The organism is Sinomonas susongensis (assembly GCF_005877005.1).
GTDB lineage: Bacteria > Actinomycetota > Actinomycetes > Actinomycetales > Micrococcaceae > Sinomonas > Sinomonas susongensis.
The window spans coordinates 147,795-165,337 of sequence record NZ_SSNH01000009.1; the positions used below are offsets into that span (position 1 = coordinate 147,795).

Here is a 17,543-nt window from a genome sequence, read left to right on the forward strand (position 1 = left end):
GCTCGGCATCCTCGTGGGAGGAGAAGATCCCGTAGGCCTTGTGCTTTACGCCGACTTCTCGAGGTACTCCTTCGCCTTCGACAGAGCCCCGACCTCGGCGTCCATCGTCTTCTGGACGGGGCCCGACATCACGAGCGACTTCAGCCCGGAGAGCTGGGCGGCGAGGCTGAAGGTGACCCTCGTGCCGCCGTCGACCGTCTCGAAGCGGTACTCGCCCTCGGGACGGACCGGGCCCGATGTGGCCTCGAACGCTACCCGCCTCTCCGGCTCGAACGCCGTGACGCGGACGTTGGCCGAGACACCGCGGCCGCCCGGGCCGGCCACGGTCTGCTCATACTCGGTGCCGACCCCGAGTTCGCCCCGACGACGGATCGATTTCACCCCCGACCGCCACATCGGATCGTTCTCTGCATCCGCGAAGAACCCGAATACTTCGCTGATCGGACGGGCAATCACGACGCTGCCCGCGGCCGCTACACGCTTCGCCATGGCGCACATACTGTCACAGGAAGCTCCAGCAAGCAGCTGTGGACCGGGAAACCAGCGCGGCACCCCGCTCATCCGAAGGTGAACGAGTAGAGCTCGAGTCCGGGACTTGCGGTGACTTCGAGGGTTCCGGCCTGCTCGGCTGCCGTGCTCTCGAGAACGTAGGAGCGGGGCGCGCCCGTCACGTTGAGCGTCTTCTCCCCCTCGGGTCCGCGAACTGTGATTGTCCCGTTTCCGCCGAGCACAGCCTGGACCTCACGTGCGTGGTACTCCAAGCGCACTCGAGAGGCCGGCGCGGGTGAGCCGGGCGAGCCGGCGGGCGTGATGCTCTGGGTGTCGACCTTCCACGGTCCTGCGAGCGCGAAGGAGTCAGGCCGCTGGGCAGGGGGATAGGAGAACGTGGCCGTGCCCGGCGAGTACGGCTGGGCACCGGCGTAGTTCACCTGCTTGGTGACGCCGAGGAAGGTTTCGGGCGTCGTGCTCCCAGGGGTGGGGGCGGTGTCCTTGCCCTCGACCGGCTGCGGGAGCGACAGGTCGGGGTGGGCCTGTCCGAGCAGCTGCCGCAGAAGCGATTCGGTGGTCTGGTAGCCGCCCTCGCCCTGCTGGACGTGCCGCACCGTGCCGTTGGCATCGATGAGGTACTGGGCTGGCCAGAACCTGTTCCGGTACGCGGTCCATGTCCCGTAGGAGTTGTCCATCGCGACCGGATAGTCGATGCCGTGCTCGGCGATCCCCGACTGGACGTTGCGCTGCTCGCGTTCGAATGCGTACTCGGGCGTGTGCACCCCGACGACGACGAGGCCGTCGGACCGGTACGTGTCGTTGAGCTGGATGATGTGGGGCAGGGACCGCTGACAGTTGATGCACGAGTAGGCCCAGAAGTCGATCAGCACGACCTTCCCGCGGAGTTGGGCCAGAGTCAGCGGTTGCGTGCCGAGCCAGGCGGAGACGTCGTGGAAGTCGGGTGCTGGGCCGCAGTCCTGAAGGACGGTGGCGTTTTGAGTGCAGTGGTCGAGGCCGCGATTCTCGTCGGTGACTAGGCCGCCGAGGTTCAGAGGGCTGCCGGCCGAGGGTGCGAGCCTGTCCTGCAGGCCGGCTGTGTAGTCGGGAATGAGGCGCTGTACCGCCGCGGGAAGGTCGAGCGCGAGGCCTGCGGCGAGGGCGATCATGAGCACCCCAGCAGTGATCCGGATGGGGCGCTGGCGGCGCCGGAACGATTTGAGGCGCTCGGCGAGGCGGCGGCCGGCGAGGGCGAAGAACAGGAGTGGGGCCGAGACACCGAACGCGAACGCGAGCGTCAGCGCGATCGTCTCGGGTCCGATCCTCCCTGTGGCCCCCGAGACGGTGATGGCCGCCAGCACGGGCCCGGCGCACGGAACGAACACGGCCCCGAGCGCGAGCCCCAGGCCCAGGCCGCCGCGCCGGGAGTCGACCCGGCGGGCCGGGATCCACGAGAACGGCTTCTCCAGCAGCTCCTCGATCCGCGGGACCATGAGACCGAGCCCGACGGCGGCGAGGACACCGATCCCGGCCCAGCGGAAGAAGTCCTGCGGCAGGCCCAGAATGCCGAGTACGAGTGAGCCGAGCAGGGTGAAGGCGCTGAAGCTCAGCACGAGACCGGCGATCACCTGGTAAGGCCTCCACTTCGAGGTCTTGCGGGTCGGGGCGGACGACGGCGCCCCCTGACGCGCGCTGTCGAGCCCGCCGGAGACGAAGATCACCGGCAGGACAGGCAGGATGCACGGCGAGATGCCGGTGATGAGGCCCCCGAGGAAGCCGATGAGGATGTCTGCGCTCATGCCTCCCCTTCGAAGCGGTCGCGCGGCGCGGATTGGTCGCGGGGCGTTCCAATCCGTTTCCGTACCGGCTCCGAACACTCGGCAATCCCGGCCCCACCGGCGGGGACACCGTTGAACAGGAGTGAAGCCATGAAGAGCATCCAGCGCACCTCGGCCGTCGTCGGCCTCGCCGCCTTCGCAGCCTTGGGCCTTGCCGCCTGCGGAGCGTCCACCGCTTCGGGCGGCTCGTCGTCGTCGGCCATGAGTTCGCCCGCAATGAGTTCGCCAGCGATGAGCAGCCCGACGTCGGCGATGGCCTCCCCGTCGGCCACCACGGACCCGGCGGCCAACCTCGTCGGGCCCGGGTGCGCCGCCTACGCGCAGTCGAACCCGAGCGGACCGGGCTCGGTGCAGGGGATGGCAGCCGACCCTGTGGCAGTCGCCGCTTCGAACAACCCCATGCTGACCACGCTGGTCTCGGCCGTGTCGGGCAAGCTCAACCCGAAGGTCAACCTCGTCGACACGCTCGATTCGAGCCAGTTCACCGTCTTCGCCCCCGTCGACTCCGCCTTCGCCAAGATCGATGCGAGCACCCTCAGCAGCCTCAAGACCGATGATGCGACCCTGAAGAAGATCCTCACGTATCACGTTGTCCCCGGGCAGATCGAGCCCTCGGCGATCAGTGGCGACCACACCACGGTCGAGGGCCAGAAGCTGACGGTCACCGGCTCGGGCAGCAGCCTCAAGGTCAACGGGGCCAACGTGATCTGCGGCGGCGTGCACACGGCAAACGCCACGGTGTACCTCGTCGACTCGGTCCTGATGCCCCCGGCAAACTGACCGACGACAACCCCCGGCCCGGGGGCCGCCCGGACCGGAACCGGGCGGCCCCCGCGCCTGAACCCGGCCGTCCATGGGAGCGCCAGTGACCAGACGTGAGACAGTTGTCTACATGCCGCACCGAGACGCGGGCAGCGTCCCTTCCCCGGACATCGACGCGCTCATGGCACAAGTCGCCCAAGGCGACCAGGAGGCCTTCGGGAGCCTCTACGACTCGCTCGCCCCGCTCGTCCACGGGCTCGTGCTGCGCGTGGTGCGGGACCCTGCGCAGAGCGAAGAGGTCACGCAGGAGATCTTCCTCGAGGTCTGGCAGCAGGCCAAACGCTTCGATGCCGATCGCGGCCACGCCCGGGCCTGGATCACGGTCATGGCCCACCGCCGGGCAGTGGACCGCGTCCGCGCCGCGCAGGCCGCCTCCGATCGGGACCTCCGCGAGGGAGCCAAGGACTTCAAGGAGAGCTACGACGACGTCGAGCACCGCGTCGAGGTGGCCCTCGAGAGCGAGCGGGTGAACAAGGCGCTCGAGTCCCTCACGGAGGTCCAGCGGCAGGCGATCCGCCTCGCCTACTACGGCGGCTACACCTACGGCGAAGTCGCCGACGCCCTGGGGCTGCCCCTGGGCACAGTGAAGACCCGAATCCGTGACGGAATGATCCGTCTGAGAGACCTGTTGGGAGTGAGCCATGGATGACCAGCTGCACCTGCTGACCGGCGTCTATGCGCTCAACGCGCTCGACGGCGCCGAGCGGAGCCGCTTCGAGAGCGGCCTTCCGTTCGGGCATCCCACCGCGCAGGAGGCGCGTGAGCTGAGCGAGACCGCAGCACTGCTGGCCGCGGGGACGACGCCGGTCGCCCCTCCGCCTGCGCTCAAGGCGCGGCTCATGGCCCAGATCGCGGTCACCCCGCAGGCCGAAGTGGCACCGGCTGACGGTGCGCCGGCTGAAGTTGCACCGTCCGACACAGCAGGCGCCGACGCGGCACCGACCGAGGTCGCGCATCCGGCCGCGCGTCCGGCCCCCTCCCAGAGCCCGGAACCGCAGGAGGCGACCGTCGAGCCCTTCGCGGAGCGCCGCCGTCGTGCATTCCCCACAAGCGCTCGGTGGCTCGCCGCCGCTGCAGCCGTGCTCCTCGTCGCGGCAGGAGGCGCAGGGCTATGGGGGTTCGAGCAGCAGCAGCAGCGGGATCAGGCGGTCCGCGCCCTCGCCGCTGAGCAGGGCTCGCGTTCCGCAGTCATGGACCGGATCCTCTCTGCGCCGGACGCCAGGCTGCAGGAAGTTGCGGCGCCCGGGGGCGCGACAATGCTCATCGCGCATTCGAAGGACGCCGCGCTCGCCGGCGTCGTCACGATCGGGATGGCGGCCCCTGCCCCGGGGAAGTCCTATGAGCTCTGGCTCATCGACGCGGCCGGCTCGGCGAAGCCGGCGGGACTTGTCCAGGCTGGCGACGGGTCCACGTGGAATGAACTCCCCGGCGGCCTCGGCAATGCTGCCTATCTGGGGCTGACAATCGAACCTGCTGGAGGCTCACCCCATCCGACCACCAAGCCGATCCTCCTCCAGACCCTCGCGTGACCATAGCCTTCCGTAAGACTCGTGGGCAGCCGCGGCGATTGCAGGGTTAGATTGGGCACCGGGGAGCGACGGCCGGTGCCGCCGTTCCAGCTTGACACCAAGAAGGATCCCGGCCGCGAGGAGGCCTGTGCGTGAGCGATGAAACCCGTCGACGGGAGCTCGGCAGCAACGACGCTCCCGTAGAAGAGGAAATCGAGGAGTCCTTCGACCGGATCGTGGGGGAAGGGGCGCAGCGCCTCCACCGAACGTGGCGATCGGTGCTGATCACCGGCTTCTTCGGAGGTGTCGAAGTCGGCCTCGGCGTCATGGCCTATCTCGCCGTCGAGCACTCCACCGGAAGCAAGCTGCTCGCCGGGCTCGCATTCGGCATCGGGTTCATCGCCCTCCTGCTGGCCAAGAGCGAATTGTTCACGGAGGGCTTCCTGGTGCCGATCGCCGCAGTAGCAGCGCGCCAGGCGCGCGTCCGGCACCTCATCAAACTATGGCTGGGCACCCTCGCGGCAAATCTCGTTGGCGGCTGGTGCTTCATGTGGCTGGTCATGCAGGCCTTTCCCGAATGGGCCCCTACCGTCATCGACTCCGCCCGGCATTTCACCGAGGCGCCGCCGAACCTCCAGTCCCTCTGCCTGGCCACGCTGGGCGGCAGCACCATCACGCTGATGACGCGGATGCAGCAGGGCACGGATTCGGTTCCGGCCAGGATCGTCGCCGCCGTCGCGGGCGGCTTCCTGCTCTCGGGCCTTCCGCTGTTCCACTCGGTGCTCGACTCCCTGCTGATCTTCGGGGCCCTGCATGCTGGGGCACCCTTCGGCTACGGGCAGTGGCTCGGCTGGTTCGCCTACACCGCCGTTTTCAACGTCCTGGGCGGGTTGCTGCTCGTGACTGCGCTCCGGCTCCTTCGCAGCAAGGAGCTGCTGAGCGAACGGCGAGCCGCCTCCTCCTGACCGGGGCCGGGGATGTGTGGCCCTACGGCCGCGGCGGCCTCTGCACCCGCCTGGGCCTTTCAGGAGTCCCGTGACTCCAGGATTGCCCGGAGCCGCCTGAGCTCCCCCGCCGTGGTGCGGCGGACCATGAGTCCCATGAGCGGATCGGCGAGCGCAGCAATTCCCTTCGGGCCGCCCTCGTTCCTCAGGGTCATGAGAGTCCCGCCGCCGGTGTCGAACCACTCGTAGGTAGTGCGCATCGGAAACGGCCCCTCTGCCGTAGCCATGACGAGTCGCTTGCCGGGGACGTACTCCTCGACACGGTAGGTGTAGTTCAAAATCCGCCCCACGAACTTCGCCGTGAAGTCGATCTCGCTGCCCACCGCGAGTTCCGAGGCAGTCCTGCTCGTCGCCCCGATGATGTTCTGGTACCACTCCGGCGCCGTGCGCGGGTCCGATGCGTAGGCCGCAACCTCTGCACGTGGCCGCCGGATGACACAGGCAACAGTCACGTCAACCATGTGCCCAGACTACCGGTGGGTCCGTTCTGCGACCGAAGGGCTGGCTCCGGCCAGGCGAACCGCAGCGGGGTCAGCGCTCTTCCTCGGCGCCGCCGCTGTTCCTCGTGAGTTCAACGGCGCATCACAGGTTCTTCACAGGGACGTAAGGCAATGCCGGAAGGCTTTGAGGGCCGGGATCCGGCCCTCAAAGATCTGACTCCTCTCAAGCCGCTCGACGAGAGCCACCCCGGATTTCAACGCGGAAATATCGCCCGTCGGTGCCAAGGTGCTGCGGGCTGAGAAGAGGAGAACCGCAATGGCCGAACCATCAGAATCCACCCGAAGACTCCCCAAGGCGCTGCATCCCGCCTTCTGGGGCCTGCACCGTCCTTCGGCACCCGAAGACCGCCGGAAGCCGCTGTCGATCGCCGCCGCGAGCTGCGCGCTCCTCCTCGCGGGGGGCGGCATCGCCGCGGCGTCGACCATCCCGCTCGGACAGCAGCAGGTCGGAAGCCAGTACGAGAACGGGGAGCAGATCTCCTCGAACCAGGTCATCAAGCCCATCGGGGACCGCCTGATGACGCCCTTCGGCAAGATCATGGGCTCGACCATCAGCCCGGACGGCCGCTACCTCGTCGGGACCAGCGCCGACCGCTCGGTCGATCTGCAGGTCTTCGATCTCAAGACCTACAAGCCGGTCGCCGCGGCAGGGACTCTTGCGGCGACGTCGTTCGCGGCGGCCGCAAGCAACGCGGGCTACATGAACATGGCCTACCAGCACATCACCGACGGCTCGGTCGGCCAGGAAGGCCCGGTCTTCTCCCCCGACGGCAAGTTCCTCTACGCGCCGGTGGCCACCGGGGTAGTCCGCTATCCGTTCAACGCGGACGGCTCCCTCGGGGCCGGTACGAAGATCAGCATCCCGACGGCCGGCGGCAAGCAGGCCCTGACGGCCGGCATGGCCTTCTCCCCCGACGGTTCGACGCTGTACGCGGCCGTGAACGGCCAGAACACCGTCGTCGCGGTCGACCCCGCTGCAGGCACGGTGAAGCAGACCTTCAGTACCGGCATCGCCCCGCGCCAGCTGAGGTTCGTCGGCACCAAGCTGTACGTCTCCGACGAGGGAGGCCGCCAGGCCGTCGCCGGCGACGCGACAATGGGTTCGTACGGGACGCAGGTCCCCGCCGACACCAATCTCGGCACCTCCACGACCGGCACGCTGAGCGTCATCGACACGGCGAACGCCTCCGCCGCAGTGGCCTCGGTCGACGTCCAGCTGCACCCGACGGCGATGTACCTCGATGGATCCACCCTGTATGTGGCGAACACCAACAGCGACACCGTCTCGGTCGTGGACACCGCGAGCAACAAGGTTGTGCAGACCATCGCGACCCAGCCGTGGGCCTCGTCCCAGGTGGGCTACGAGCCGACGGCGGTGACGATGCAGGGTGACCACCTGCTGGTCTCGCTCGGGCGCGCCAACGCCATCGCGGTCTACAAGGTCAACAAGCTGGACCCGAGGGACCCGGCCAGCTACATCGGCCTCCTGCCGACCGACTACTACCCGGGCAATGTCTCGGCGGTGAACGGCCAGATCGTGGTGACCAACATCCGCGGCATCGACGCTCGCGGCCCCGAGCTGAGCTTCAACAAGGGCCCGGGGACGACCGTTGCGACGGGCCACGGCACGCACTCCACCACGGCCTCGCTCACCAGGTTCACCCTGCCGAGCGACGACCAGATCCAGCAGTACACCGCGACCGTCTTCCAGCAGAACGGCTGGGACGGAAGCTCTGTCAAGCAGGCGACGGCCGCCGATGCGGCCAAGATCCCCGCGGTGGCCGTGCCCAAGCGGATCGGCGACCTGTCGACGATCAAGCACGTGTTCCTGATCGTCAAGGAGAACCGTACCTACGACCAGGTCTACGGCGATATGAAGCAGGGCAACGGGGACGCGTCGCTCGCGCAGTTCGGCGCCAAGGTCACGCCGAACCAGCACGCGCTGGCCACCCAGTTCGGCCTGTACGACAACACGTACGACATCGGCACGAACTCGGCCGAAGGCCACAACTGGATGATGCAGGGCGACAACCCGGCGTACACCGAGACGAGCGCCGGAGAGTACACGCGCTCCTACGACACCGAGGAAGACGTCCTGGGCCACCAGCGCTCAGGCTTCCTCTGGACCTCGGTGCAGTCCGCGGGCAACACGGCGAGGAACTACGGCGAGTTCGAATACCAGGAGGGCAAGCCGGCTGGCGCGACGTGGCAGCAGTACTACTGCGCGGCCACGAGCACGATGAACGGCGGCGACCCCTCGCAGCTCTTCACCCCGGCACTCCAGATGCACGCGGGCTCGGCCATCCCCTCGCTCAACGCGATCGCGGACCCGAACGCGGCGCCCTTCGACACGTCGGTGCCGGACATCTACCGCTACGAGACCTGGAAGCAGGACTTCGAGAAGAACGGCCCGAAGAACTTCCAGATGATGTGGCTCTCGAGCGACCACACTGGTGGCACCGCCGACCCGGAGGCCCAGGTCGCCGACAACGACCTCGCCGTGGGCAAGATCGTCGACGAGATCTCCCACTCGCAGTACTGGAAGGACTCCGCGATCTTCATCGCGGAGGACGACAGCCAGGACGGCGCCGACCACGTCGACGGCCACCGCGCCCCGGTCCAGGTCATCAGCCCGTATGCGGTGCACGGCCAGACTGTCAGCACGTTCTATTCGCAGATCAACATGGTCCGGACCATCCAGCAGATACTCGGTGCCCAGCCGCTGAACCAGAAGGTCGCGGCGGCGACCCCCATGTTCGACGCCTTCACCAACAAGGCCGACATGACGCCGTACACCGCGGTTCCGAACCAGGTGCCGCTGACCGAAGGGGTGAAGACGGCCCCGTCCTGTGGCCTCGATACCCTTGGCCAGAGCGGTTCAGCTGCTGCGGCGGTGAACACTGCCGCTGCCCAGAAGGCGGCCGTCCCGCCCTCGATGCAGGACATCGCCGAACAGTGGGACAACTGGTCGGAGCAGCAGCACCTGACCGGCAACGGTGCGAAGGAAGACTTCGCGAACCCTTACCTGTTCAACCGCTGGACCTGGTACCAGACCCACAACTGGCAGAGCCCGTACCCGGGCGATGCCAAGATCTACGGTCCGAACGACGTGCCCGGCATCCCTGCGGGCTCGACCAACCACGAGGACGGCTGATCGCCCTCTGACCGCCGGTCCGTTTCACCCATAGGGGGTGACGACTGATGGCCCCCTCCCGCCGGAGGGGGCCATCAGTCGCTGCCGAGCCACGCGGACGCACCGACCACGAGGGCTGCCGTCCCGGTGGAGAGGGTCGGCTGGACCACGGGGGCGAAGAGCGGCGAGTGGTTCGCAGGGATGCTGCTCACCGCACCGGCCTCCTCCGCCTTCGCGTAGGTGTCCGGGTCGGTGCCGCCGACGCCCCAATACGTGTACGGGGCCCCCAGCGCGGTCGGCACGTCGCTGAAGTCCTCGCTCGCCGTCTGCCTCCCGTAGTCGCCTACCGCCCCAGCCGGGAAGTGGTCCTCGAACGCGGCCGTGACCGTCGCCGTGGCGCCGGCGTCGTTGTCAGTGAGCGGGTAGCTTCCGTAGACCTCGATGTCTGGTTCCTCGGGGGATCCCGACGCCGCGGTCTCAGCCTTCGCGACCCGTTCGATAGCCGCGAGGAGCTGGTCCCGGATGGCCTTGCTGTAGGTGCGGATGTTGAGCTCGAGGACGGCGTGGTCGTCGATGATGTTGCTCTTGGCGCCCACGGCGATCCTGCCTACCGTGAGGACGGCGAACTCCCCCGGCTGCACTTCCCGCGCGACGATGCCCTGCAGGCGCACGACCACCATCGAGGCGAGGACGGCCGGATCGATCGAGAGGTGCGGCATCGACCCGTGGCTCCCGCGCCCGTAGAGCGTGATACGGACGCTGTCGGCCATCGACAGGAACGGGCCCGGGTGCGTCCCGACGGTGCCGGCGGGGTGGGCGAGCACGTGCTGGCCGAGCACGACGTCGGGCTGCGGCACCACGGCTGCCAAGCCGTCGTCGACCATTCCCCGTGCGCCGTCGCCGAGCTCCTCCGCGGGCTGGAACAGCGCCACGAGTGTGCCGGTCCATGCAGCGCGCTGCTCCGAGAACAGCCTGGCCGCGCCCAGGAGGCAGCTGACGTGGACATCGTGCCCGCACGCGTGCATGACGGGTGTCTGCTTCCCCTCGCCATCGGTGGCGACAGCGGTGCTCGCGTAGTCCAGGCCCGTCGCCTCCTTGACAGGCAGCGCGTCCATGTCTGCGCGGAGCAGGACGGTGGGGCCCTCGCCGTTGGCGAGCACGCCGACGACGCCGGTGCCGCCGATCCGCTGATGGACGTCGTAGCCGAGCCCCCCGAGCTGTTCCGCGACGATCCCGGCCGTGCGCATTTCCTCGTGGCTGAGCTCCGGGTTGAGGTGGAAGTCCCTGTAGAGGGACTCCTGCCAGTCCCTGATGGTCTCCTGGCCCGAGAGGATCCTTCGGGCGGCTTCAGTGGATGCCCTGGTCACCAATCCAGTATTCCTCGGCCAGCGCATTGGCTTAAGCCCGCGTGGAGCGGTTGACCCTCTTCCGGGGGCCGTTGCCGACGTGGGCGTGAGCGGCGTAGTCTCGATTCACCCGGCTGGCTTCATCCGCATGGCCCCTTTGCAGCCGGGCGTGTGACGACCGTGCTATGACCCCCTCCGGGGTGGTCTTCTGTCTAGATCCCGCGCGTGAAGGAGTGCTCATGGTCAATGGAGACCGCCACCTCTCTGTCCGTCGTCCGATCAGGGAAGATCCTTCGCTGGACTTCCAGGACGGCCCGGAGGAGAAGTTCTGGGACGAAGAGGAAGAGGACGGCCTCTTCGACGGCGAGGAGATCGTCGTCTCCTGAAGCTGGTTCCGTCATCTAGTTCGGCTTCCTGGCCTGCTCCTCTATGCGGTGGCGCTCCCGCTCGAGTTCCTTCTCGCCTTCCTCTTCCGCCTCATAGAGCTTGGCGTTACTGATCTGGAGCTCGCGCATTACGGCGTCGAGCTTCAGATGCAGCGCGGCGGTGTCCCGGTTCTGAGTGTTCTGAATGATGAAGACCATGAGGAACGTGACGATCGTCGTGCTGGTGTTGATGACCAGCTGCCATGTGTCTGAGAAACCCAAGAGCGGACCGCTGAGCCCCCAGATGACCAGGACAGCGACAGCCGCGGCGAAGACCCAAGCGTGACCCAGCACCTTTGCCGTCTTGGTGGTGAAGCGAGTGAAGAAATCCTGATTGCCCTTGCTTCGTTCGTTGCTCATACGCAACTATTGCCCGATAGGTCCTCTCATCCAAACCTCGGAATGACGGGAAGCTGCGGGAGTGTGTCCCAGCCCCGGGGTGCGGCGTACCCTAATCGCACACGCAATCGAACAGGAGGCCCCCATGGGGACGACGAAATCTGATGGCAAGGCAACTTTGTCGTCGGCCGAAGCCGCGATCAGGCGCTCGGTCGAGAGGATCGAGTCGAGCCTGGACAGGGTCACGCCGCAGATCAGAGGTCGGCTCGACGAAGTTCTCGACGGACTCCGCCACCGGCTCGAGTCCCTTCCCCCTGTGGGAGAGAGCGTGGGCCAAGCAGCCACGAAGGGCACCCGGAGGGCGGAGACAGCGGCAAGGGCAGCGGCCGCCCGACTGGCCGAGGCCGCCGAGCACTTGGCGGATGCGGTGTCCGACGCCCCCGTGCCAGCTGGCAGGAAGGCTGTCAAGGCCGGGCAGAACGCCATCGCCGTCAGGTCCGCCTCGGGGGAACTCCGGCACGCCTCCGGCAGTGGTCGCCAAGCGGGCACCGTGATCGTCCTCTTCGCCGGAGTCGTCGCAGCCCTGCTGCTCCGACGCGCCATCAAGCGGTCCTGAGCCTTCCAGACCCCGGGCCTTCCAGAGCCACGCGGCTAGGGCACGCGGGGCTTGGAGCCGTTTACCTCGACCTTGCATCCGAAGAACACGAGGTCGTTCCAGCGACTCGGGATCGGCTGCACCGGCTGCACGCCGAGGGCTCCGAGCCATTCGGCCAGTTGACTCGGGTAATCCAGCTCGAAGACCGCGCTTCCATACGTGGCCAGCTCTGACTCCACCGCCTCGGTCCGGCAGACCGCTGCCTTCCATCGCGCTCGGCCTGCACGCCTGACACGTCGAACCTCAAACCAAAGACGCTCATCGGGTTCCAGATCCCCGGCTGCCGCCTCGAGGCGGGCCCGCAGCTCGTCGGCCTTGCGCTTGTCGATCACTGACATCCCCCAACCGCCCTACTCGGCTTCCCCCTCCACCCGTGGTGGGTTCAAGTCCGACGCAGCCCATCGTTGTCTCTGCACAATGAATGCCCCGCACCTGCTGCCCTGAACCGCTCACATGACACTAGGGCCGCGGGAGCCGACGAACGCTGGGACTCCGAACTACGTCGGAGTGACGAAGACAGCCTCGAGGCTCACGCTTGGCCTCCCTGCAGGTTCGCGATTTCAGCCCGGGCCGCGTCGACGAGTTCCGTGTTCGTGTGGGCCCTCCCCCACAGGCCCCAGCCGCCGTCGACCGCCTCGGTGAGAAGAACCCACGTACGGGCCTTGAAGCCTTCATCGCCCGCGGCCTCGGCGATGAGCTGGGTGAACTGCTCGACTACAGCCTGCTGCTTGTCGCGGTCGAGGGCGCCGGCGTTCGTCAGGACCTGGACCCGTACGTAGTTGGAGTCACCGTTGACGTTCGAGATCGCGTCGGGCGCGTGCACGAAAGCGGCGGTGTTGTCCTTGAACATGGGGATGTTCGGGACGCCCTCGATGGCCATGAGGGTCTTGGCGAGGTTCTTCGCGAGAGCGGACGGGTCGGGGAACGTCCCCTTCGTGGCGTAGACATCGATCATCGGCATGGTGTGGCCTCCAATGGAATCGCTATGACGTACGGCATACGTTATGCCTATAGGCTCTGATGGACCTGTTCACGAGCAGCGTCAGACCGCACGAGCATGCGGCCGCTCCCTGAACCGTTCGACGGCGTCTGCCGTCTCGGGCTTGAAAAGGCCGATCAGATTCCCATCCGGGTCGCGGAGGAAGAACACTCGATTGCCCCATGGCATGAGCGCCGGCGCCGTCACCGTTTCCAGACCGAGATCTGTTAGCCTGTCGAACTCGGCGTCGACATCGTCGACGAGGAATTCGAAGATGGCCGAGCGGTTTGCGGCAGCCTCGGCCGCGCCGGGAGCGAATGCGGGAACGGTGCTGACGTCCCCGATTGCGAACGTTGCCGTGGGTGTTATCAGTTCTGCGAACACGGGAGCCGGGCGGCTCGCGGTCACCCCTGTGACGAGTTCGTAGAAGGCGGCCATTCGATCGACATTCTGAGTGATGACGCGGGTGGAGACGAACTGCATGGGATTGTCCTTTCCATTTCGGCGGCTCACCGAGTCGCCTTGTGGGCGACACTAGAAGCAATAGAGGACGGTCGCCGTCCGCTATTGCCGAGAAGGCGGACGGGACTCGGCGAATTCGGCGGAGGGCTCGCGCGTTCGGCGCATACTGATCGCGGAAGGCTCACGCCGGCCTGCACCCGATCCGATCTGGAGGGGGCCCATGGACATGCACCCGATCCGAGCAGAGGACCGGCGGGCATGGCCTGCCCGAGAGCGACGGGCCGGGCAGACCCAGGCCGTAATGGTTCTGGCTCTCCTGTGCCAGTTCCTCCTCGGCATGGCCGTCAACCTCTTCGTCAAGATCCCCGAAGACCACCCCGGCGCAAAGCCACCGGAATACTTCGACGGCGTAGCCCAGAGCGTCACATGGGCCATTGCCGACGGCGGGGTCTGGCTCGCAGCACACGCAGCGTTCGGCCTGGTCCTGGTCCTTGGGGCAGCCTTCGCCGTCGCCCAGGCTGCCAGAAGCGGCAGCAGGGCCCCGCTCACGACCTCAATCGTCGGCTTGGTGGCAGTGCTCGGTGCAGGATTCAACGGCGGAAGCTACCTGAACTACGGCGAGGACTTCAGCTCCATGATCATGGCCTCCCTGTTCGCCGTGGCCACCGCCAGCTACGCGGCCGGTGCGTACCTGACGCGTCCCGCGGAGTGACGGATGGCAACGACGGCGAACACGACCGCGAGCGGGAAGGATACGACGACGGCGCTCAGCCAGGCGCCCATGCCCTGGCCCCCTTGGACGGCGGCGTTCACGGTCTGAAGGCCCGTGGCCGCAGCGGCGAGCAGGAAAGCGGCAGCAGCGAGCGCTGGCACGAAGCCTGCCGGGAGCGGCGCTTCGCGCGGCAGGAACCGCGAGATCAGCAACACCAGAAGGCCGAGTACACCGAGCGCCACTCGGTATTCGACTACCTCGCCCCAGTGATGCTCCGCGGCGGCCCGCGAGCAGTCGAGCCCCGGGTACGGCGCTTGCAGGACGGCGCAGCGGGCAGCGGTGTAGGCCATTCCCGGCAGATCGCCGGCGACGAAGCCCGCGCCCCAGATGCGCCCGAACCATTCCGAGAGGGCACCGGAGAGGCCGACGGCGATCGCCCCGACCGCGGCAAGGCCGACGGCGGGACGCACGAAGGCGCGGAGAGGCATCTTCCCGAGTGCCGTCAGAGGCGGCCGGAGGGCGGGAGTCACGGTCGCGACAGGACCGAAGCGGCGGACCGCTTCACGCTCGGCTTCCTCGGGTTCAAGCCCTTGGGCATGTAGGCGCCGTGCGCTTTCATGGAGGTGAGCCTCGGTCTCGGCGAGGAGCCGGCGGACCGCAGAGGGCTCGCCGTCCCGAATGCTCGCCAGGAGCTCGTCGAGGTAGGCGTCGATCGGTCCTTCCGGCCGGATCGACCGGTCCTCGGCGTTCATGACGCCGTCCCCAGGACTCCGCGGACAGCCGCCGAGAAGCCTTTCCATTCCTCCGCCTTCCGCGCAAGCTCCTCCTGCCCCGCTCTGGTGAGGGCGTAGACGCGGCGTCTGCCGCCGTCGTCGTCCGCCCATCGGCTCTCGACCGAGCCCGAGGCTTCGAGCTTGTGCAGCGCGGGGTAGACGGACCCTTCCTGAAGGTCGAGCCGCCAGCCGCTGCGCTCATGAATGCGCGCAATGAGCCCGTAGCCGTGTGCTTCGCCTGCGCCGAGCGAGGCCAGAAGGAGGAGGTCCAGCTGTCCGTTCACTGCACTGCGTCCTATACCTAGAGAATCTAGGTGTCAAGTGAGGGAAGGGCAAGAGGGCGTCAACGGCCTGCGCAACCGCTAGCCTCCCGCGGCTGCCTACCTCCGATCACCCGCGAGCCGGCTGCGTCGCTCCTCCTCACGCTTTGAGTACGCAGCCGAGCGAATAGCGTCGTCCGACTCCAGGCTGCTGCCGAGGGCACCACCCACGGTCGCTGCCGACGCGACGAACCACGTCAGCACGAAGAGGTCGCCATAGCCGACTGATGAGTGGAGGTAGCGGCCCATCACATTCGGGTCGAGGACAAAGAACGCCCAAGCGAGGTTCACGACATAGAGCGCCAGATAGCAGATCAGCACCCCTACGGTCAGGGTCAGCAGGGTCGAGGTGTTGTAGAGACGCGACCTTTCCCTGGCCTCACGTGAGTTCTGGTCGGGACGGTCCCACAGTCCGCCGTCGATCACAAGCCAGCCGACGACGAGCGCTATGGAGGCGATCGACGCGACCAGAAGGCGCCACCATGACAGCGAGCTGGCCAACAGCCAGATGGTGGCGTTGACCGTGCCGACGGCTCCGGTTGCCAGTGCCGCGACGAGCGCGGATTTGAGCCCGGGCACGAGGAGCCACGGACGATTGGCGAGAACCATTCCGAAGAGCAGCCGGAAGCGGCCACCGAGGCGAGGGAGGGGCACGCGGTGCTCGTCCCTCGAAGCGGGCTCGGCCATGCCGCGGACGAGGGAGCGCACTGCGTGACGGGCGCGTGCGTGCATACGGAGGCCGCCAAGCGCGGGTAGCGACAGGACAGCCGTGCGCCGCTGCGGGTCCGTCTTGGTCAGCAGGTAACGGCCGTCGTCGTCCCGAAGCGGAAGCTCCGTCAGACCGATAAGGATGTCCCATTCGTGCTGGCGGGCCCGGTCCCTCAATCGCGCCAACGCTGTGTTGACGTCCTCGCAGTCTGTGGTGAACGACTCGCTCACGATCTCGATGTCCCAGGCGTCGCGATCCTCCCCGCGCGGCTGGAGGTCGCCCATCCGCCGCGCGACCTCGGTCGGCGAGGCGGGATCGGCCAGGAGGCCAACGTGGATTGGCTGCATGCCCACGAACTACCCAGCGAGCGTAGCGGTAACCTGCTCCCCACTTTTGCTACGGCTCCACACCCGCGCTTTCCCCGCTCAAGCCCGGGAAAGTGCGGCTGTGCATACTGGGAGGGGGCCCGGCGGGTTGGCCGGTAACCAAGGAGGGCTGACGCATGAGCAATTATCTGGTCGAGGCTTGGCGTACCGTCGTCCCGGAGAGAGAGTCACGCCACGGCCCCCTTCCACCGCTTCTCCTCCTCTGCACCGTGGTCAGCGGTCTCGTCGACGCCTTCTCGTACCTCGGGCTCGGTCACGTGTTTGTCGCAAACATGACCGGCAATGTGGTCTTTCTCGGCTTCGCCCTCGCCGGCACGTCGGGTTTCCAGTGGCCGGCGTCCCTGCTGGCAATCGTGTTCTTTTCGCTGGGCGCCTTCCTCGGCGGTTGGATCGGACACCGTTTCACTCATCACCGTGGGCGCATGGCGTTGGCGGCAGGTGCCGTGCAATTGGTGGTCGTCCTCGCCGCATTCATCGTCGCGGTAGCGAGTCGTGCACCGTATCCGACCGCATCGACGGTCGGATTGATCGTTCTGCTGGCCTTTGCGATGGGTCTCCAGAACGCAACCGCGCGCAGACTGGGAGTCCCCGACCTGACGACAACGGTGCTGACGATGACCCTCACGGGGATCACCGCGGACAGCCGTGCGACTGGTGGCGAAGGCAGCCACGCCGGGCGACGCCTGACCTCGGTGCTCTGCATGTTCGTCGGAGCGCTCGTCGGCGCACTCCTCTTCGCAGCGAACCTTCTCCCCTACAGCCTGCTCCTGGCGACGATACTTCTTGCGCTCGTCGTCCTCGGAGGCATCATCACGGCACGCTCCAGCAGACCGTGGATTGCGTCGGCGTGAGACGTTGGGCGTTATCCGGCGGCGATCGATAGCGGCTCATGCAGGATTGAGCGGCGTCTCGTCGTTGCTCGACATCCTTACGGAGCGGTGCTTAGCATTGAGCTCCATCAGGTTGCTCTTCACGCAGAGACCGGCAGCCGAGTTCTTCTCGGACTATCTGCGGTCTCCAAGCCTTTGGCCACCCAACTCCTTCCGCTGGACCACACGGCCCACAATCCTCATCCCCCGCTTCCTCGCTGGCTTGATTCGCGTACCTAGGTAACGTCCGCGCCGCCGTTCTCGGGAAGTTACGACT

Annotated in this window: 20 protein-coding genes; 9 read left to right on the forward strand and 11 right to left on the reverse strand. The window is 67.3% G+C overall.

What is annotated here, in order from left to right; genetic code table 11:
• Positions 1-45 precede the first annotated feature (45 nt).
• Together E6A21_RS13490 and E6A21_RS13495 are read right to left on the reverse strand one after the other, a co-directional pair.
• Positions 46-489, reverse strand: a complete 444-nt coding sequence (locus tag E6A21_RS13490) for an SRPBCC family protein (protein ID WP_171041397.1) — start codon at positions 487-489, stop codon at positions 46-48.
• A 68-nt stretch (positions 490-557) separates the two neighbouring features.
• Positions 558-2,285, reverse strand: coding sequence for a cytochrome c biogenesis protein DipZ (locus E6A21_RS13495; RefSeq protein ID WP_138444671.1), 1,728 nt, complete (start codon positions 2,283-2,285; stop codon positions 558-560).
• 129 nt (positions 2,286-2,414) lie between these two features.
• On the opposite strand from E6A21_RS13495, the gene E6A21_RS13500 reads away from it, so the two are divergent.
• The 4 genes from E6A21_RS13500 to E6A21_RS13515 all read left to right on the forward strand — a co-directional run bounded on the left by E6A21_RS13500 (position 2,415) and on the right by E6A21_RS13515 (position 5,619).
• Entirely contained in the window at positions 2,415-3,104 is a 690-nt protein-coding gene (locus E6A21_RS13500; RefSeq protein ID WP_138444672.1) for a fasciclin domain-containing protein, read from the forward strand.
• A 112-nt stretch (positions 3,105-3,216) separates the two neighbouring features.
• Positions 3,217-3,795 carry an ECF RNA polymerase sigma factor SigK gene (gene sigK / locus E6A21_RS13505; protein WP_138444673.1) on the forward strand — a complete coding sequence of 193 codons (579 nt, stop codon included), beginning with the start codon at positions 3,217-3,219 and terminating at the stop codon, positions 3,793-3,795.
• Complete coding sequence (locus E6A21_RS13510) at positions 3,788-4,675, forward strand: anti-sigma factor (RefSeq protein ID WP_138444674.1); 888 nt, start codon at positions 3,788-3,790, stop codon at positions 4,673-4,675. The genes sigK and E6A21_RS13510 overlap by 8 nt, the downstream gene beginning before the upstream one ends.
• A 131-nt stretch (positions 4,676-4,806) precedes the next feature.
• Positions 4,807-5,619, forward strand: coding sequence for a formate/nitrite transporter family protein (locus E6A21_RS13515; protein ID WP_138444675.1), 813 nt, complete (start codon positions 4,807-4,809; stop codon positions 5,617-5,619).
• 59 nt (positions 5,620-5,678) lie between these two features.
• On the opposite strand, the gene E6A21_RS13520 is transcribed toward E6A21_RS13515, so the two are convergent.
• Positions 5,679-6,119 carry an SRPBCC family protein gene (locus E6A21_RS13520; RefSeq protein WP_138444676.1) on the reverse strand — a complete coding sequence of 147 codons (441 nt, stop codon included), beginning with the start codon at positions 6,117-6,119 and terminating at the stop codon, positions 5,679-5,681.
• Positions 6,120-6,414: 295 nt separating this feature from the next.
• Here E6A21_RS13520 and E6A21_RS13525 point away from each other — a divergent pair, with 295 nt between their 5' ends.
• Entirely contained in the window at positions 6,415-9,312 is a 2,898-nt protein-coding gene (locus tag E6A21_RS13525) for an alkaline phosphatase family protein (protein WP_138444677.1), read from the forward strand.
• A 74-nt stretch (positions 9,313-9,386) separates the two neighbouring features.
• On the opposite strand, the gene E6A21_RS13530 is transcribed toward E6A21_RS13525, so the two are convergent.
• Complete coding sequence (locus tag E6A21_RS13530) at positions 9,387-10,658, reverse strand: amidohydrolase (protein ID WP_246036505.1); 1,272 nt, start codon at positions 10,656-10,658, stop codon at positions 9,387-9,389.
• Positions 10,659-10,876: 218 nt separating this feature from the next.
• Here E6A21_RS13530 and E6A21_RS17930 point away from each other — a divergent pair, with 218 nt between their 5' ends.
• Positions 10,877-11,023: a hypothetical protein gene (locus E6A21_RS17930; RefSeq protein ID WP_171041398.1), complete on the forward strand. Its 147-nt coding sequence runs from the start codon at positions 10,877-10,879 to the stop codon at positions 11,021-11,023.
• A 15-nt stretch (positions 11,024-11,038) separates the two neighbouring features.
• On the opposite strand, the gene E6A21_RS13535 is transcribed toward E6A21_RS17930, so the two are convergent.
• Positions 11,039-11,422, reverse strand: a complete 384-nt coding sequence (locus E6A21_RS13535) for a low affinity iron permease family protein (RefSeq protein WP_138444679.1) — start codon at positions 11,420-11,422, stop codon at positions 11,039-11,041.
• A gap of 124 nt (positions 11,423-11,546) precedes the next feature.
• On the opposite strand from E6A21_RS13535, the gene E6A21_RS13540 reads away from it, so the two are divergent.
• Positions 11,547-12,017 (forward strand): hypothetical protein, encoded by a 471-nt coding sequence (locus E6A21_RS13540; RefSeq protein ID WP_138444680.1) that lies wholly within the window; start codon positions 11,547-11,549, stop codon positions 12,015-12,017.
• 35 nt (positions 12,018-12,052) lie between these two features.
• Here the strand turns inward: E6A21_RS13540 and E6A21_RS13545 are convergent, their stop codons facing one another.
• From E6A21_RS13545 to E6A21_RS13555, 3 genes are all read right to left on the reverse strand, one after another.
• Positions 12,053-12,388 (reverse strand): hypothetical protein, encoded by a 336-nt coding sequence (locus E6A21_RS13545; RefSeq protein WP_138444681.1) that lies wholly within the window; start codon positions 12,386-12,388, stop codon positions 12,053-12,055.
• Positions 12,389-12,585: 197 nt separating this feature from the next.
• Positions 12,586-13,017 carry a tautomerase family protein gene (locus tag E6A21_RS13550; RefSeq protein WP_138444682.1) on the reverse strand — a complete coding sequence of 144 codons (432 nt, stop codon included), beginning with the start codon at positions 13,015-13,017 and terminating at the stop codon, positions 12,586-12,588.
• A gap of 81 nt (positions 13,018-13,098) precedes the next feature.
• Positions 13,099-13,518 (reverse strand): VOC family protein, encoded by a 420-nt coding sequence (locus E6A21_RS13555; protein ID WP_138444683.1) that lies wholly within the window; start codon positions 13,516-13,518, stop codon positions 13,099-13,101.
• 199 nt (positions 13,519-13,717) lie between these two features.
• On the opposite strand from E6A21_RS13555, the gene E6A21_RS13560 reads away from it, so the two are divergent.
• Positions 13,718-14,209 carry a hypothetical protein gene (locus E6A21_RS13560; RefSeq protein ID WP_138444684.1) on the forward strand — a complete coding sequence of 164 codons (492 nt, stop codon included), beginning with the start codon at positions 13,718-13,720 and terminating at the stop codon, positions 14,207-14,209.
• Here E6A21_RS13560 and E6A21_RS13565 read toward each other — a convergent pair.
• The 3 genes from E6A21_RS13565 to E6A21_RS13575 all read right to left on the reverse strand — a co-directional run bounded on the left by E6A21_RS13565 (position 14,170) and on the right by E6A21_RS13575 (position 16,358).
• Positions 14,170-14,961, reverse strand: coding sequence for a permease prefix domain 1-containing protein (locus E6A21_RS13565; protein WP_138444685.1), 792 nt, complete (start codon positions 14,959-14,961; stop codon positions 14,170-14,172). The genes E6A21_RS13560 and E6A21_RS13565 overlap by 40 nt on opposite strands.
• On the reverse strand, positions 14,958-15,266 hold the full coding sequence (locus E6A21_RS13570; RefSeq protein ID WP_138444686.1) for a PadR family transcriptional regulator: 309 nt from the start codon (positions 15,264-15,266) through the stop codon (positions 14,958-14,960). The genes E6A21_RS13565 and E6A21_RS13570 overlap by 4 nt, the downstream gene beginning before the upstream one ends.
• A 96-nt stretch (positions 15,267-15,362) precedes the next feature.
• Complete coding sequence (locus E6A21_RS13575; protein ID WP_171041405.1) at positions 15,363-16,358, reverse strand: hypothetical protein; 996 nt, start codon at positions 16,356-16,358, stop codon at positions 15,363-15,365.
• 155 nt (positions 16,359-16,513) lie between these two features.
• Between E6A21_RS13575 and E6A21_RS13580 the strand changes: the two genes are divergently transcribed.
• Positions 16,514-17,248, forward strand: a complete 735-nt coding sequence (locus E6A21_RS13580) for a YoaK family protein (protein WP_138444687.1) — start codon at positions 16,514-16,516, stop codon at positions 17,246-17,248.
• Positions 17,249-17,543: the final 295 nt, after the last annotated feature.

What these genes read in the sequence shown, in the direction of transcription:
- E6A21_RS13490 (WP_171041397.1), bottom strand. Translation starts at nt 489, where the DNA reads ATGGCGAAGCGTGTAGCGGCCGCGGGCAGCGTCGTGATTGCCCGTCCG.
- E6A21_RS13495 (WP_138444671.1), bottom strand. Translation starts at nt 2,285, where the DNA reads ATGAGCGCAGACATCCTCATCGGCTTCCTCGGGGGCCTCATCACCGGC.
- E6A21_RS13500 (WP_138444672.1), top strand. Translation starts at nt 2,415, where the DNA reads ATGAAGAGCATCCAGCGCACCTCGGCCGTCGTCGGCCTCGCCGCCTTC.
- sigK (WP_138444673.1), top strand. Translation starts at nt 3,217, where the DNA reads ATGCCGCACCGAGACGCGGGCAGCGTCCCTTCCCCGGACATCGACGCG.
- E6A21_RS13510 (WP_138444674.1), top strand. Translation starts at nt 3,788, where the DNA reads ATGGATGACCAGCTGCACCTGCTGACCGGCGTCTATGCGCTCAACGCG.
- E6A21_RS13520 (WP_138444676.1), bottom strand. Translation starts at nt 6,119, where the DNA reads ATGGTTGACGTGACTGTTGCCTGTGTCATCCGGCGGCCACGTGCAGAG.
- E6A21_RS13525 (WP_138444677.1), top strand. Translation starts at nt 6,415, where the DNA reads ATGGCCGAACCATCAGAATCCACCCGAAGACTCCCCAAGGCGCTGCAT.
- E6A21_RS17930 (WP_171041398.1), top strand. Translation starts at nt 10,877, where the DNA reads ATGGTCAATGGAGACCGCCACCTCTCTGTCCGTCGTCCGATCAGGGAA.
- E6A21_RS13535 (WP_138444679.1), bottom strand. Translation starts at nt 11,422, where the DNA reads ATGAGCAACGAACGAAGCAAGGGCAATCAGGATTTCTTCACTCGCTTC.
- E6A21_RS13540 (WP_138444680.1), top strand. Translation starts at nt 11,547, where the DNA reads ATGGGGACGACGAAATCTGATGGCAAGGCAACTTTGTCGTCGGCCGAA.
- E6A21_RS13550 (WP_138444682.1), bottom strand. Translation starts at nt 13,017, where the DNA reads ATGCCGATGATCGATGTCTACGCCACGAAGGGGACGTTCCCCGACCCG.
- E6A21_RS13555 (WP_138444683.1), bottom strand. Translation starts at nt 13,518, where the DNA reads ATGCAGTTCGTCTCCACCCGCGTCATCACTCAGAATGTCGATCGAATG.
- E6A21_RS13560 (WP_138444684.1), top strand. Translation starts at nt 13,718, where the DNA reads ATGGACATGCACCCGATCCGAGCAGAGGACCGGCGGGCATGGCCTGCC.
- E6A21_RS13565 (WP_138444685.1), bottom strand. Translation starts at nt 14,961, where the DNA reads ATGAACGCCGAGGACCGGTCGATCCGGCCGGAAGGACCGATCGACGCC.
- E6A21_RS13575 (WP_171041405.1), bottom strand. Translation starts at nt 16,358, where the DNA reads ATGCAGCCAATCCACGTTGGCCTCCTGGCCGATCCCGCCTCGCCGACC.
- E6A21_RS13580 (WP_138444687.1), top strand. Translation starts at nt 16,514, where the DNA reads ATGAGCAATTATCTGGTCGAGGCTTGGCGTACCGTCGTCCCGGAGAGA.